The sequence below is a fragment of the Microbacterium sp. LjRoot45 genome, assembly GCF_964253325.1.
GTDB lineage: Bacteria > Actinomycetota > Actinomycetes > Actinomycetales > Microbacteriaceae > Microbacterium.
Map to the genome: position 1 here is coordinate 2,671,185 of NZ_CAXUQM020000001.1, position 13,949 is coordinate 2,685,133.

Below are 13,949 nucleotides of genomic sequence, written 5' to 3' on the forward strand. Positions count from 1 at the left end.
CCGACCGGCCCTCCCGGCCCTCCCGAAAGGACCTCTCTCATGACTTCTCCGAAGAACCCCCGCCGCCTCTGGCTCGTCGCGGCGCCCGCCCTCGCGCTCGCCCTCACTCTGGCGGGCTGCTCGGCGGCCACCACCGCCACCACCGGCGCGACATCCGTCGCGACCGCGGAGGCGGCGACGACCGAGACCACCTCCAGCCTCACGGGTGCGACCGACGCGACCCAGACCGCCGCCGACGTGCTCGCCGCGAACCAGGAGACGCACGACAAGACCGACGACGACGAGTGGGATGCCGCCGAGGCGACGACCGTCGAACTGTCGGGGTCGTCGGCGACCGTGACCGGCGACGGCGCGGCCGTGGACGGCGCGACCGTCGTGATCTCCCAGCCGGGCACCTACGTGTTCTCCGGCGACTACACCGGCCAGATCGTCGTCACCAGCGACGCCGACGGGCAGGTGCGACTCGTGCTCGACGGGGTCGACATCGCGACGGATGCCGGGGCCGCGATCGACGTGCAGGCCGCCGACGAAGCGGTCGTCATCCTCGCCGACGGCTCCACCAACACGTTGAGCGATGCCTCGTCGTACGCCGAGGACGCCACCGCCAACGCCGCCCTGTACAGCGCGGCCGATCTGACGATCACCGGGACCGGCGCGCTCACGGTGACCGGGAACGGCAACGACGGTATCGCCTCCGCCGACGGCCTCGTCATCCAATCGGGCACGATCGACGTGACGGCGGTGGACGACGGCATCCGCGGCAAGGACTACCTCGTCATCCGCGACGGCGAGGTGACCGTCGACGCCGGCGGCGACGGCCTCAAGTCCGACAACGAGGAGGCGGCCGAACGCGGCTACGTGCTCGTCGCCGGCGGCACCGTCTCCCTCACCAGCGGCGACGACGGGATCGACGCGGCGACCGACGTCGTCACGACCGGCGGGAGCGTGTCGATCGTCGCAGGCGGCGGGGCCTCCACCGGGGCCTCCGACGGCGGCGCGAAGGGCGTCACCGCCGGCGTGATCGCCGTGTTCGAGGCGGGAGAGTTGAGCGTCGACGCCGCCGACGACGCGATCAACGCGAGCGCGTACGCGCACCTCGCGGGCGCGGCGCTCACTCTCGCCTCGGGCGACGACGGCGTGCACGCCGATCTGCAGCTCGTCGTCTCCGCGGGAACCGCGACGATCACGGAGTCCGTCGAGGGCCTCGAAGGCGGCCAGATCACGATCTCCGGCGGTGACACGTCGGTCACCGCGAGTGACGACGGCACGAACGTGACGGCACCCGACGAAGGCTCGGCCGAGATGACGATGCTCATCAGCGGCGGCACGCTGCTCGTGGATGCCGGGGGCGACGGCCTCGACGTCAACCAGGGCGCCATCACGCAAACCGGTGGCACGGTCGTCGTGTCGGGACCGACCGCCAACAACAACGGCGCGCTCGACGCCGACGGGGGGATGACGATCTCCGGCGGCGTGCTGCTGGCGGCGGGTTCGTCGGGCATGGCGGTCGCGCCGTCGGCCGACTCCGACCAGGCGACCGTGCAGTTCACGGTCTCGGGCACGATCGCCGCCGGGACGGTGCTCACGGTCGTCGACTCGTCGGGTGACGCCGTCGCGTCGTTCACGACGTCGAAGCAGGCCCAGAGCGTCGTCTACTCCGCGGACACGATCGTCAACGGCGAGACGTACACCCTCGTGTCGGGCGGGTCAGTCGGCGACACGATCCTCGGCGGACTGGCCGAGGTGGGGAGCAGCGGCTCGACGACGGTCGCGACCGGAGTGGCGGGCGAGCAGACCTCGTCGGAGATGGGCGGCGGGATGGGCGGCCCCGGCGGCCAGCGCCCCTGACGCTCTCGCGGTTCAGCCGCCGAGCGCGGACACGATGGCCCCGATCCGTCGTGTCCGCGTCTCGGCGGCTTTCGCGTTCTCCACGTTGGTGACGTGCGCCTTGCGCGCGCTCGGCGAGAGCGCGTCGAATGCGCTGCGTACGCCGGAGCCGTCGAGCGCGGCGGCGAGGTCGTCGGGAAGCTCGACCGTGCGCGGGACCGTGTCGAGCTCGAGGTCGACCGTGAGCGCATCGCCGCCCGCGAGCCCGGATGCCGCGCGCTTGTCGGAGCTGAAGGGGATGAGGAACCTCCCGCCCATCACGCCGACCGTCGAACGGTAGGAGTAGCCGTTGACCGTCACGGCCACGGCCGGACGCTTGCCGCCGCCGAGCGCGTCGATCACCTCCGCCGGCACCTCGATGCCCGTGTTGTTCCCCTGCTGCCGCATGACCGTCTCGAAGCGCATGCCCTGTGGTTACCATCCGCACGCCGCGGGAGCAACCCCTGTCTTCCGACGGACGCGCGCTTCTACGGTGGTGTTCCCCCCAAGCCGGGGGGTGTCCCACCACGCAGACGATCGCCTCGGGCGCGGAACCGATCCGCACCCATCCGTTCCGGCGACGTCTCCGAACCATCTGGAGACGCGGTGACCGCCGCGTTCAGAACGGAGTAACTCATGCGCACGTCACCCAACCGTCTCGTGGCGACCATCTTCGGAGCGGTCTACCTGCTCGTCGGTCTGCTCGGATTCGCCGTCACCGGCGGCGTCGGCTTCCTGTCGACCTCGGGCGGTCTCCTCCTCGGCATCTTCGAGGTCAACCCGCTGCACAACGTCGCCCACCTCCTCATCGGCGCGGCGCTGCTGATCGCGGGCCTCGCCTCGGCGCGCGCGGCCAAGACGGTGAACACCATCGTCGGTGCCGCCTACCTGCTGCTCGGCGTCGTCGGGTTCTTCCTCGTCGGCACCGCCGCAAACATCCTCGCGCTCAACACGTTCGACCACTTCCTGCACCTCGCGAGCGCTCTCGTGCTCCTGGGTGTCGGCATCGGCGCCGAGCGCACCACCGGCCGCATCGCGACGGCCTGACCATCATGTCCACCGCCGGGCTCACGCGCTCCTGGCCGCCGCTGGCGGCCTGGGGTGCAGGGCTGATCCAGCTCGCGCTCGGCGCCGGCATCCTGACGGGGACGGATGCCGCGCCGCGCGCGGCCGGCATCCTCCTCGTCGTCGTCGGTGCGGCATCCCTCGGCTGGGGCGCTCTGCGCATGGCCGGCCGTACCTTCGACCGCACCGGGCTGGGCGTCGCGCTGATCGGCGTGATCGCGACCGGCACGGCGCTCCTCGCCGATCCCGCCCGTACGAGTGTCGCGGCGGTCGCCGTCGCGATCGCGCTCGACGCGGTGATCGGCGTCACGATCGGACGCTCGCGGCGGCCGCGTACGAGGCGTGCTCCGTCGCCGCACGCGGTCGTCGCGGGCGTTCCTCCCGTGATCGGATTCGTCCTCGGTGCCGTCGCGGTCGCGGGTCTCGTCACCCCCGCGCTGGCATCGACCGAGGCCGGACGCCTCGCCCCGGACCACAGCAGCCACGATCTCTTCGTCGTGGAGCCGCACGACCACTGACCCCTCGGCGAGCGCCCCGCGAGCGCCCGGCTCCCGGTCGGCGCCTGACCGGTGCGCAGAGGGCGGTCGCTACAGGGCCGCGATACGCCAGGATGCCGACAGCGACCGCCCCGGCTCGAGGACGAGCAGTCCCGTGTCGAACGGGTAGGCGTCGTCGTTGAACGCGTCGGGCGCGCACGTCATCGGCTCGACCGCGAGCCCTGCTCGGTGGGCGGGCGAGGCGGCACCGTCGGGCTGGTCGGCCGTGTGGATCTGCACCCACGGGCACGCGCCGTCGAAGACGATCTCGACCCCGGTGCCGGCGGCCTCGTCGACGACCCGCACGGCCGCGGTGCCCTCGGCATCCCTCGTCAGGCCGGTGAAGGCGTGATCGATCTCGACGGCGCCGATGCGGCGCGGCTCGCGGAAGTCGAAGCGCTCGGCGTCGGCGGTCACGGGGGCGAGGCCCGTCGGTGAGAGGCGGTCGGGCGTCGTCTCCAGCACCTCGTCGGCGGGAAGCGTCAGCGTCCACGAGTCGAGCGGGTTCGGCCCGGCCACCAGGTACGGGTGCGGACCCGTGCCGAACGGCGCGGGATCCACTCCCTCGTTCGTGGCGGTCACGGTCTGGGTGAGGCCCGTCGCCGACAGCGCGTAGGTCGTCTCGATCCGCACGCGCCACGGGTAGCCGAGCTGGGGCTCGATCGTCGCGGCGAGGGTCACATGATCGGGTCCGAGGTCGACGGCCACGAAGTCGAGCCAGGCGGCGAGCCCGTGGAGCGCCTGCCCGCGCTCGGGCTCGGTGAGCGCCGTCCGGTACGACGTGCCGCCGAACGCGTACGCCCCGTCGACGATGCGGTTCGGCCACGGCGCGAGCGTGGCGCCCCGATAGCCGGGCCGCACCTCGTCGGCGTCGAAGGGCACCACCAGGTCGCGGCCGTCGTGGCGGTACGACCGCAGCGAGGCGCCGACGGCGGCGATGACCGCCGCGTCGTCACCCGCCCGGAGCGTGTGCTGCGTGCCGGAGAGGGGGGTGCGTGCCATGCGTCAGAGTCCCTGTGCGAGTCGGTAGTAGGCCTGGTTCCAGCGGAGCTCCCGCTGGAAGTCGCGGACCGTCGTCGCCTCGTCGATGACGAGGAGCTCGGTACGGGCGATCTCGGCGAAGTCGCGGAACACCTCGATGCCGACGGCCGTCGACATGACTGTATGGTGCGCGGCGCCGGCCGTCAGCCAGCACGCCGCGCTCGTCGCGAAATCGGGCGCCGGCTTCCAGACGGCCCGGCCCACCGGCAGCTGCGGCAGGTCGGGGGCCTCGACGTTCTCGACGACGTTCGCGACGAGGCGGAACCGGTCGCGCATGTCGCTCATCGCCACCACGACGGCGGGGCCGGGGTCGGCGGTGAAGACGAGGCGCACCGGGTCGTCCTTGCCGCCGATGCCCAGCGGGTGGATCTCCAGGCGCGGCTTGGCGGTCGTGAGCGACGGCGCCACCTCGAGCATGTGCGCGCCGAGGATCTTCTCGTCGCCGGCGACGAGGTCGTACGTGTAGTCCTCCATGAGGCTCGCGCCGCCCGGGAGCCCTGCCCCCATGACGTTCGCGACGCGCACGAGGATCGCGGTCTTCCAGTCGCCCTCGGCGCCGAAGCCGTAGCCCTCGGCCATGAGGCGCTGCACGGCGAGACCGGGCAGCTGGGTGAGGGCGCCGAGGTCTTCGAACGACGTGGTGAAGGCGCCGAAGCCGCCCGCCTCGAGGAACGTGCGGAGGCCGATCTCGATCGCCGCGCCGTCGCGGAGGGACTGATGGCGCTCCGCTCCCGGCAGCAGCTCGTCGGCGACGTCGTACTCGTCGAGGTACACCTGCACGAGCGCGTCGATGTCGGCGTCGGATGCCGCGGCCACCGCCTCGGCGAGCTCGTTCACGCCCCACGTGTTCACCTGCACGCCGAACCGCAGCTCCGCCTCGGTCTTGTCGCCCTCGGTCACCGCGACGTAGCGCATGTTGTCGCCGAAGCGGGCGAGCTTGAGCGTGCGGACGGCCTGCCAGCCGGCGGCGGCGCGCTCCCAGTCCTCGATCTGTCCGCGCACGGCCGGGTTGGAGACGTGGCCGACGACGGTCTTGCGGGCCACACCGAGGCGCGTCTGGATGTACCCGAACTCGCGGTCGCCGTGGGCGGCCTGGTTGAGGTTCATGAAGTCGAAGTCGATGTCGGCCCAGGGCAGCTCCACGTTGGCCTGCGTGTGCAGGTGGAGGAGCGGCTTGTCGAGCGCGTCGAGGCCGGAGATCCACATCTTCGCGGGGCTGAACGTGTGCATCCACGCGATGACGCCGATGACGGAGTCGTCGGCGTTGGCGTCCAGCGCCAGTCGGCGGATCGAGTCGGCATCCTTCAGGACCGGCTTCCACTCGACCTTCACGGGGAGGCCGTCGAGGCCCGCGACGACCGCCTGCGACTGCTCGGCGACCTGGCGGAGCGTCTCCTCGCCGTAGAGGTTCTGGCTGCCGGTGACGAACCACACGGTGTAGGCATCGAGAGAGGTGGAGAGGGGCATGGCGGGTCCTTTCGGGATGCCGGGGTGGGTCGGAGTGGATCGAGCGTCGGTGGAGGGGAGGTGACGGGGGGGATGCCGGTCAGAGCGCGGCGACGGCAGCGCGTTCGGCGTCGAGGCCGGCGGCGTAGCGGTCGAGGAATGCGGCATAGCCCGCGACATCGGCGGGGTCGGGGTCGACGACCCGCACGTCGGCGGACGCGAAGACCGTGTCGGTGAGGTAGTCGCCGAGCGCGGCGTCGCCGCCGGCGATGCGGTAGGCCGCGAGCACCGCGATCCCCCACGCGCCGCCCTCGGAGGCGGTCGCGTCGACGGCCACCGGCGCGCCGAGCGCCCCGGCGAGGAACCGCTGGGCGACGCCCGCGGTGCGGAACATGCCGCCGTGGGCGAACATACGGTCGAGGGCGACGCCCTCGCCGTCGAGCACGCGCATGCCGAGGCTCAGGGTCGCGAACACGCCGTACAGCTGCGCGCGCATGAAGTTCGCGAGCGTGAGGCGGCTGTCGGGCGTGCGCACCACGAGCGGACGACCTTCCGAGGTGCCGACGATCGGCTCCCCCGCCAGGTGGTTGTAGGCGAGGAGACCACCGGCATCCGGCTCTCCGTCGAGAGCCTCCGCGAACAGCGTGCCGTACACCTCGTCGGGGTCGCGGGGCGCACCGGATGCCTCGGCGAACCGCGTGAACAGTCCCGCCCACGCGGCGAGCTCGCTCGCACCGTTGTTGCAGTGGACCATCGCGACCGGGTCGCCCGCGGGGGTCGTGACCAGGTCGAGCTCGTGGTGCTGCGCGGCCAGCGGACGCTCCAGCACCACCATTGCGAAGATGCTCGTGCCCGCCGACACGTTGCCGGTGCGGGGGGCGACGGCGCCGGTGGCGACCATCCCGGTGCCCGCGTCGCCCTCGGGCGCGCAGAACGGGATGCCGGGCTGGAGCGCGCCGGTGGGATCGAGGAGCGCGGCTCCGGCGGCGGTGAGCGCACCGGCATCCTGCCCCGCCACGAGCACCTGCGGGAGCAGTTCGGTCAGCGGCGGCGTGGCCGCGACGGCGTCGTAGCGCGCGACGAGCTCGGCGTCGTAGTCGGCTGTCGCCGAGTCGATCGGGAACATGCCCGACGCGTCGCCGACGCCCAGCACGCGACGTCCCGTGAGCCGCTCGTGGACGTAGCCGGCGAGCGTGTTGAGGGCACGGATGCGGGGGACGTGCGGTTCCGCGTCGAGTTCGGCCTGACGCAGGTGGGCGATCGACCAGCGGAGCGGGATGTTCGTACCGAGCAGGTCGCTGAGCTCCGCCGCGGCCGGACCGGTGGAGGTGTTGCGCCACGTGCGGAACGGGACGAGGAGCTCGCCCGCCTCGTCGAAGGCCAGATAGCCGTGCATCATCGCGGACACGCCGATCGCGCCGATCGTCTGCAGCTCCTCGCCGGAGCGCTCGCGCACCTCGGCGGCGAGCGCGGCGTAGGCCGCCTGCACGCCGGCCCACACATCGTCGACGGCGTAGGTCCACACGCGGTCGACGTACGCGTTCTCCCACTCGTGCGCGCCGACGGCGAGCACGCGGGACGGATCGTCGGCGTCGACGAGGCACGCCTTGATGCGGGTCGACCCGAGCTCGATGCCGAGGGCCGTGCGTCCCGTGCGGACGGTGTCGGCCAGCGGGCGCGTGCCGTCGGCATCCTGCTCGTGCGGGGTCACGGTTCCTCCATTGGTCTCGTGCGGGGTCGTGCGGTGGGTCTCGCGGGCTCGGCGCGCGGTGTGTCGCGCGCGGCCCTGGGGTGATGTTACCGGTAACACACGGCAGGCGCTAGTGCGGACGGCGCGGCGGCTCCGCATCGACACCACACCCCGCCACCGAAACCACACCCCTCCACCGAAACCACACCCCTTGCGCGCGGCGGTGATGTGGTTTCGGCGGGAACGTGTGGTTTCGGCGCGCGAACCGCGGCGCCCCGCTCACGCGGCGGGCGCGGCGACGGAGGCGCGGACGACGAGCTCGGCGGGGCGTCCGTCGGCGGGTTCGGCGACGCCGAGCAGCTCGTCGACGCAGCGGCGGGCCTCGCCGGGGAGGTCGAGGCGCACGGTGGTGAGCGCGGGCAGGTAGAAGCCGGCATCCGGATTGTCGTCGAAGCCGGTCACACTGACGTCGTCGGGCACCCTCACCCCGTGCTCCCGGAGCCCCGCGATGAGGCCGAGCGCCATCTGGTCGTTCGCGACCGCGATCGCCGTCGGCCCCTCCGGCGACCGCACGGCCGCCGCCACCTCGGCCGCGCGGCCGGCCGCGTTCTCGGCCGACCAGTCGCCCTCCCACGTGGCGACCGCGGTCAGGCCGTGTCGGGCCAGAGCGGATGCCACGCCGTCGGCGCGCACGGTCGCCTCGCTCCACGCCGCCGGCCCTGCGAGCACGGCGATGCGGCGATGCCCCCGCTCGACGAGGTGATCGACGGCGAGAGCGGCGCCGGCCGCCTGCCGTTCGGCTCCGGTGCCACCGTGGAGGGCCACGAGCGGCACGCCGAGGCCGGCGCGCGCGAGCCGCTCGAAGGAGCCCGTGTGGGGGGCGACGATGACGATCCCGTCGACGCCCTGCGCGAGGAGGTGGTCGACGGCTTCGGCCACGGCATCCGGCTCCGCGCCGTCTGCGTACGCGGTCGTGATCCAGCGACCCGTCGCGCGCGCGGCCGCTTCGAGCGCGGCGATGCCGGCGGCGGGTCCGAAGAGGGCGGCGTCGCTGGCGACGATGCCGAGCGTGCGGGTCGTGGCGGTGCCCAGCGCCCGGGCCGCGTTGTTCATGCGGTAGTCGAGGCGTGCGATCGCCTCCTCGACGCGGCGGCGCGTCTCGGGGCGGATGTGGGGGTGACCGTTCAGGACGCGGGAGACGGTCTGCGTCGACACCCCCGCCGCGGCGGCGACCTCGCGGACTCCCACCCGCGCACCCCGCGCGCCTCGATCGCTCATGCGGGCCAGGCTAGCGCGCACACGACGGATGCCACGGTCACCACAACGTCAAATGTGATCGCTCACTCACACGCACTATCCGCCAGGACTAAGCCCGACCGCAACCACCCCGAGGTGCGCCTCTGTTACCAGAATGTTATCGCTCACATGTTGCGTCGATGTGGATTGTGAAGGCTAACATTCCGAGCACAGGGTCACGGCAGACCTGTACTACGACACCGACGTCGCACCGTCGGTCCCGAACGAGGAGGTTTCTGGGATGAACAAGAAGATGCTCGCCGGCGTCGCCCTGCTGGGCGCGCTGGCATTGGCTGTCAGCGGGTGCTCCACCACGACCGAGGAGCCCGGCGGCACCACCGGCGACGGCGACCTGATCAAGGTCGGCTTCGCACAGACCGGCTCGGAGTCGGGCTGGCGCTCGGCGAACACCGAGTCGATGAAGGAGGCGTTCTCCGAGGCGAACGGCTTCGAACTCGTCTTCAACGCCGCCGACAACAAGCAGGAGGCGCAGATCGCCGCCGTCCGCAGCTTCATCAACCAGGGCGTGGATGCCATCGTCATCGCGCCCATCACGGTCGACGGCTGGGACGATGTCCTCAAGGAGGCGCAGGACGCGCAGATCCCCGTGATCCTGGAAGACCGCACGGTCTCCGCCAGCGAGGACCTGTACGCGTCGTGGGTCGGCCTCGACTTCGAGCAGGAGGGCCGTACGGCCGGCGAGTGGGTCAAGGAGAACTTCGACGGCAAGGGCGCGAACCTCGTGATCCTCGAGGGCACGACGGGTTCGTCCGCGGCACTCGACCGCGCCACCGGCTTCGGCGAGGCGATCGAGGGCACCGACATCAACGTGCTCGACTCGCAGACGGGTGACTTCACCCGCGACGGCGGCAAGAAGGTCATGGAGGGCTACCTCCAGAAGTACGGCAAGGACATCAACGTCCTCTTCGCCCACAACGACGACATGGGTCTCGGCGCCCTGGATGCCATCAAGGCCGCCGGTCTCACCCCCGGCAAGGACATCCAGATCGTCACGATCGACGCCGTCAAGGACGGCATGACGGCGCTCGCCAACGGCGAGTTCAACTTCATCGTCGAGTGCAACCCGCTGCTCGGCGAGAAGGCGGCCGACCTCGTCAAGGCGGTCATCGCCGGCGACACCGTCGAGAAGAAGACGATCGTGCCCGACCAGTCGTTCACGCAGGAGCAGGCGAAGGAAGTCCTGGACTCGCGTCCGTACTGATCCTCACCTGAGGGTCCTCACCGCAGGATCCCCACCACGAGGGGGCCGGCTCCGGCCGGCCCCCTCCTCCCTCCCCTTACGTCGAACCGCCCACGCGGACAGGAAGTTGCTGCCATGACCGAGGTTCCCCCCGCCGTCGTCGAGATGCGCGGGATCTCCGTCGAATTCCCCGGAGTGAAAGCGCTCGACAACGTCGACGTCACCCTCCGCGCCGGCGAGGTCCACACGCTGATGGGCGAGAACGGCGCCGGCAAGTCGACGCTCATCAAGGCGCTGACCGGTGTCTACTCCGTCTCGGCCGGGACCATCGTCGTCGCCGGCGAAGAGCGCGTCTTCCGGTCCACCGCCGACGCGCAGGCCGCCGGGATCTCCACCGTGTACCAGGAGGTCAACCTCTGCACGAACCTGTCGGTCGGCGAGAACGTCATGCTCGGCCACGAGGTGCGGCGACTCGGCGGCATCGACTGGCGCGCGACCCACCGCGAAGCGGCACGGCACCTCAGCGCGCTCGGCGTCACGATCGACACCCACTCCGCGCTCGGCTCGCACTCCATCGCCGTGCAGCAGCTGGTCGCCATCAGCCGCGCCATGGTCACCGACGCGCGCGTGCTCGTCCTCGACGAGCCCACCTCGAGCCTCGACCGCGGCGAAGTCGAGCAGCTCTTCGCCGTCGTCCGCGACCTCCGGGGCCGCGGCGTCGCCATCCTCTTCGTCACCCACTTCCTCGACCAGGTCTATGAGATCTCCGACCGGCTGACCGTGCTCCGCAACGGCCGCCTCGTGAGCGAGCACCTGGCATCCGAACTCCCGCGCGGCGAGCTCATCGCCAAGATGATCGGCCGGGAGCTCGACGAGCTCGACGCGATCTCCCGCGCCGCCGACCGCGACATCGACCGCAGCGCCATCCCGGTGCTGCGCGCCGCCGGTGTCGGCCGCAAGGGCGTGCTGGAGCCGGTCGACGTCGACGTGTACGACGGCGAGGTCGTCGGCATCGCCGGCCTCCTCGGCTCGGGCCGCACCGAGCTCGTCCGGCTACTGTACGGCGCCGATCGAGCGGATGCCGGCGACGTCGCCGTCCGCGGGACGAACGCCCGCATCACGAACCCCCGGCACGCCATCGACCGCAAGATCGCGTTCTCGTCGGAGGACCGCCGCGCGGAGGGGATCATCGCCGACCTCACCGTCGCCGAGAACATGGTGCTCGGCGTGCAGGCCCAGCGCGGCGCGCTCCGCAAGATCGGCAAGGCCGAACAGGATGCCATCGTCGACGAGTACATCGCCGCCCTCGGCATCCGTCCCGCCAACCCGAACGCGCTCCTGAAGAACCTGTCGGGAGGGAACCAGCAGAAGGTGCTCCTCGCGCGGTGGCTCGCCACCGCACCGCAGCTGCTCATCCTCGACGAGCCCACCCGCGGCATCGACGTCGGCGCGAAGGCCGACATCCAGCGCAAGGTCGCCGAACTGTCGGCGCAGGGACTGTCGGTCATCTTCATCTCCTCCGAACTGGAGGAGGTCGTGCGCATCTCGCAGCGCATCGTCGTGCTGCGCGATCGTCGTAAGATCAGCGAACTCGACTCGTCCGGAATCCAGGTCGACGACCTCGTCGAGGTCATCGCCCAAGAAGCCCCCTCGATCACCGCTGAGACGTCGCCGTCTCAGCTGAAGCCGGAGAACGCGGCATGAACGCCATCCTCAAGCACCGGTTGTTCTGGCCGGTCGCGGCCCTGCTCGCCCTCGTCGTGATCAACACGATCGCGCGGCCGTCCTTCATCTCGATCACGGTGCAGAACGGGCAGCTCTACGGGCCCCTCATCGACATCCTCCGCAACAGCGCGCCGCTCATGCTGGTCGCGCTCGGCATGACGCTCGTCATCGCGACCCGCGGCATCGACCTGTCGGTCGGCGCGATCATGGCGGTGTCGGGCGCCGTCGCCCTCACCTTCATCGCCGGCTCCGACGACCCCAACGGCATCCCGACCGTCATCATCGCCGTGCTCCTGGGCGTGGGCGTCGCCCTCGTGCTGGGGGTGTGGAACGGGTTCCTCGTCGCCGTGGTCGGCATCCAGCCGATCATCGCGACCCTCGTGCTCATGCTCGCCGGCCGCGGCGTGGCGCTCCTCATCACGGGCGGCTTCATCACCACGATCAACAGCGAGCCCTACAAGTTCATGGCGCAGGGCTACATGCTGGGACTGCCGTTCGCCTTCTTCGTGTCGGTCATCGCGATCGCCGTGGTCGCCCTCCTGGAGCGCCGCACGGCCCTGGGCGTGCTGACGGAGGCGGTCGGCATCAACCCGGAGGCGAGCCGGCTGGCCGGCGTGCGCTCCCGCGGGATCATCTGGGGCGCCTACGCCGCCAGCGGACTGCTCGCGGGCATGGCCGGCATCCTCTACAGCTCGAACATCATGGCCGCCGACGCGAACGCCGCCGGCCTGTACATCGAGCTCGACGCGATCCTCGCCGTCGTGCTCGGCGGCACCTCGCTCATGGGAGGCAAGTTCTCCCTCGCCGGCACCGTCGTCGGCGTCTTCACGATCCAGACGCTGAAGTCGACCATCACCTTCCTCGGCGTCCCGCCCGCGGTGAGCCCGCTCTTCCTGGCCGTCGTGGTCGTCGTCGTGGTGCTCGTCCAGTCGCCCCGCACGCGCGGCCACCTGCTGCGCCTCGTCCGAACCGTCCGCACCGACTCGAAGGCGGTGGCCTCGTGAGCACCCTGACCGCTGAGCCCGCCGCCACGGCATCCCCCGTCGTCGACCTCGTACGGCGCTTCCGCAGCCGCCACGCCTCGTGGATCCCCGTCTTCGCGGCGCTCGTGATCTTCGTCGCGATGCTCGTGGGTGCGCAGGCCTACTTCGGCAACTTCCTCACCCCGCGCGTGCTGTCGGCGCTGCTGCTCGACAACGCCTACCTGCTGATCCTCGCGGTCGGCATGACGTTCGTCATCCTGACGGGCGGCATCGACCTCTCCGTCGGGGCCGTCATGGCCTTCACCGGCATGATGGGCGCGAGCCTGCTGAGCCAGGGCTTCCCGACCGTGGTCGTGGTGCCCGTCATGATCGTGCTCGGCGCCCTCCTGGGCCTCGCCGTCGGCGTGCTCGTGCAGTTCTTCGACGTGCAGCCCTTCATCGCGTCGCTCGCGGCGATGTTCGCCGCCCGCGGTCTCGCGTTCATGGTGAGCCTGTCGTCGATCAAGGTCGAGGACCCGGCCATCCTTTGGCTGCAGTCCACGCGCCTGCAGGGCGCCCCGGGCACCTTCTACCTCACCCCGACCGGCATCCTCGCCCTCACCGTGGTGCTCATCGGCATCCTCGTGCTCCAGTACACGCGCTTCGGACGCACGGTCTACGCGATCGGCGGCAACGAGCAGTCCGCCCGCCTCATGGGGCTCCCCGTCGTGCGCACCAAGCTCCTCGTCTACGTCATCAGCGGCGTGTGCGCGGGCCTGGCCGGCGTCGTCTTCACCGCCTACACGGGCGCCTCCTACCCGCTGACGGGCGTCGGCACCGAGCTCGACACGATCGCGGCGGTCGTGATCGGCGGCACCCTCCTGTCGGGCGGCAGCGGCTTCGTGCTCGGGTCGATGATCGGCGTGTTCGTCTACGGCACGATCAAGACGGTCATCTCCTTCCTCGGCGCCGAGCAGTCGTGGACGCGCATCATCATCGGCGTCATCCTGCTCGTCTTCGTCGTGATGCAGCGGGTGATCGTCGCGCGCACCGGCGCCCAGCGGCGCTGACGGCGCGGCGGCGTCCCGTGAACGCGCGCGGCCTCGCACGCCGGGCATGAT

12 protein-coding genes are annotated in these 13,949 nt (G+C 71.4%); 7 read left to right on the forward strand and 5 right to left on the reverse strand.

The window, feature by feature from the left end; translation table 11 throughout:
* Positions 1 to 39: 39 nt before the first annotated feature.
* Positions 40 to 1,848 carry a carbohydrate-binding domain-containing protein gene (locus ACSQ18_RS12740; protein WP_436037786.1) on the forward strand — a complete coding sequence of 603 codons (1,809 nt, stop codon included), beginning with the start codon at positions 40 to 42 and terminating at the stop codon, positions 1,846 to 1,848.
* 12 nt (positions 1,849 to 1,860) lie between these two features.
* Here the strand turns inward: ACSQ18_RS12740 and ACSQ18_RS12745 are convergent, their stop codons facing one another.
* Positions 1,861 to 2,292 (reverse strand): YdeI/OmpD-associated family protein, encoded by a 432-nt coding sequence (locus tag ACSQ18_RS12745; protein ID WP_436037787.1) that lies wholly within the window; start codon positions 2,290 to 2,292, stop codon positions 1,861 to 1,863.
* A gap of 210 nt (positions 2,293 to 2,502) precedes the next feature.
* On the opposite strand from ACSQ18_RS12745, the gene ACSQ18_RS12750 reads away from it, so the two are divergent.
* On the forward strand, positions 2,503 to 2,913 hold the full coding sequence (locus tag ACSQ18_RS12750; RefSeq protein ID WP_301038099.1) for a DUF4383 domain-containing protein: 411 nt from the start codon (positions 2,503 to 2,505) through the stop codon (positions 2,911 to 2,913).
* Between the two features lie 5 nt (positions 2,914 to 2,918).
* Positions 2,919 to 3,449 carry a hypothetical protein gene (locus ACSQ18_RS12755; RefSeq protein ID WP_436037789.1) on the forward strand — a complete coding sequence of 177 codons (531 nt, stop codon included), beginning with the start codon at positions 2,919 to 2,921 and terminating at the stop codon, positions 3,447 to 3,449.
* Positions 3,450 to 3,518: 69 nt separating this feature from the next.
* On the opposite strand, the gene ACSQ18_RS12760 is transcribed toward ACSQ18_RS12755, so the two are convergent.
* The 4 genes from ACSQ18_RS12760 to ACSQ18_RS12775 all read right to left on the reverse strand — a co-directional run bounded on the left by ACSQ18_RS12760 (position 3,519) and on the right by ACSQ18_RS12775 (position 8,922).
* The gene (locus tag ACSQ18_RS12760; protein WP_436037790.1) at positions 3,519 to 4,469 is read right to left on the reverse strand and encodes an aldose 1-epimerase family protein; all 951 of its coding nucleotides are present in this window, start codon (positions 4,467 to 4,469) and stop codon (positions 3,519 to 3,521) included.
* A 3-nt stretch (positions 4,470 to 4,472) separates the two neighbouring features.
* Positions 4,473 to 5,975, reverse strand: a complete 1,503-nt coding sequence (gene araA, locus ACSQ18_RS12765; protein ID WP_144806254.1) for an L-arabinose isomerase — start codon at positions 5,973 to 5,975, stop codon at positions 4,473 to 4,475.
* Between the two features lie 79 nt (positions 5,976 to 6,054).
* On the reverse strand, positions 6,055 to 7,665 hold the full coding sequence (locus ACSQ18_RS12770; RefSeq protein WP_436037791.1) for a xylulokinase: 1,611 nt from the start codon (positions 7,663 to 7,665) through the stop codon (positions 6,055 to 6,057).
* 258 nt (positions 7,666 to 7,923) lie between these two features.
* The gene (locus ACSQ18_RS12775; RefSeq protein ID WP_436037792.1) at positions 7,924 to 8,922 is read right to left on the reverse strand and encodes a LacI family DNA-binding transcriptional regulator; all 999 of its coding nucleotides are present in this window, start codon (positions 8,920 to 8,922) and stop codon (positions 7,924 to 7,926) included.
* 259 nt (positions 8,923 to 9,181) lie between these two features.
* Between ACSQ18_RS12775 and ACSQ18_RS12780 the strand changes: the two genes are divergently transcribed.
* The 4 genes from ACSQ18_RS12780 to ACSQ18_RS12795 all read left to right on the forward strand — a co-directional run bounded on the left by ACSQ18_RS12780 (position 9,182) and on the right by ACSQ18_RS12795 (position 13,898).
* Positions 9,182 to 10,162 (forward strand): ABC transporter substrate-binding protein, encoded by a 981-nt coding sequence (locus ACSQ18_RS12780; RefSeq protein ID WP_436037794.1) that lies wholly within the window; start codon positions 9,182 to 9,184, stop codon positions 10,160 to 10,162.
* Positions 10,163 to 10,276: 114 nt separating this feature from the next.
* Positions 10,277 to 11,845: a sugar ABC transporter ATP-binding protein gene (locus ACSQ18_RS12785; protein ID WP_436037795.1), complete on the forward strand. Its 1,569-nt coding sequence runs from the start codon at positions 10,277 to 10,279 to the stop codon at positions 11,843 to 11,845.
* Complete coding sequence (locus ACSQ18_RS12790; RefSeq protein WP_436037796.1) at positions 11,842 to 12,870, forward strand: ABC transporter permease; 1,029 nt, start codon at positions 11,842 to 11,844, stop codon at positions 12,868 to 12,870. Before ACSQ18_RS12785 ends, ACSQ18_RS12790 begins: the two co-directional genes overlap by 4 nt.
* Entirely contained in the window at positions 12,867 to 13,898 is a 1,032-nt protein-coding gene (locus ACSQ18_RS12795) for an ABC transporter permease subunit (RefSeq protein WP_174236257.1), read from the forward strand. Before ACSQ18_RS12790 ends, ACSQ18_RS12795 begins: the two co-directional genes overlap by 4 nt.
* Positions 13,899 to 13,949 lie beyond the last annotated feature (51 nt).

What these genes read in the sequence shown, in the direction of transcription:
- ACSQ18_RS12740 (WP_436037786.1), top strand. Translation starts at nt 40, where the DNA reads ATGACTTCTCCGAAGAACCCCCGCCGCCTCTGGCTCGTCGCGGCGCCC.
- ACSQ18_RS12745 (WP_436037787.1), bottom strand. Translation starts at nt 2,292, where the DNA reads ATGCGCTTCGAGACGGTCATGCGGCAGCAGGGGAACAACACGGGCATC.
- ACSQ18_RS12750 (WP_301038099.1), top strand. Translation starts at nt 2,503, where the DNA reads ATGCGCACGTCACCCAACCGTCTCGTGGCGACCATCTTCGGAGCGGTC.
- ACSQ18_RS12755 (WP_436037789.1), top strand. Translation starts at nt 2,919, where the DNA reads ATGTCCACCGCCGGGCTCACGCGCTCCTGGCCGCCGCTGGCGGCCTGG.
- ACSQ18_RS12760 (WP_436037790.1), bottom strand. Translation starts at nt 4,469, where the DNA reads ATGGCACGCACCCCCCTCTCCGGCACGCAGCACACGCTCCGGGCGGGT.
- araA (WP_144806254.1), bottom strand. Translation starts at nt 5,975, where the DNA reads ATGCCCCTCTCCACCTCTCTCGATGCCTACACCGTGTGGTTCGTCACC.
- ACSQ18_RS12775 (WP_436037792.1), bottom strand. Translation starts at nt 8,922, where the DNA reads ATGAGCGATCGAGGCGCGCGGGGTGCGCGGGTGGGAGTCCGCGAGGTC.
- ACSQ18_RS12780 (WP_436037794.1), top strand. Translation starts at nt 9,182, where the DNA reads ATGAACAAGAAGATGCTCGCCGGCGTCGCCCTGCTGGGCGCGCTGGCA.
- ACSQ18_RS12785 (WP_436037795.1), top strand. Translation starts at nt 10,277, where the DNA reads ATGACCGAGGTTCCCCCCGCCGTCGTCGAGATGCGCGGGATCTCCGTC.
- ACSQ18_RS12790 (WP_436037796.1), top strand. Translation starts at nt 11,842, where the DNA reads ATGAACGCCATCCTCAAGCACCGGTTGTTCTGGCCGGTCGCGGCCCTG.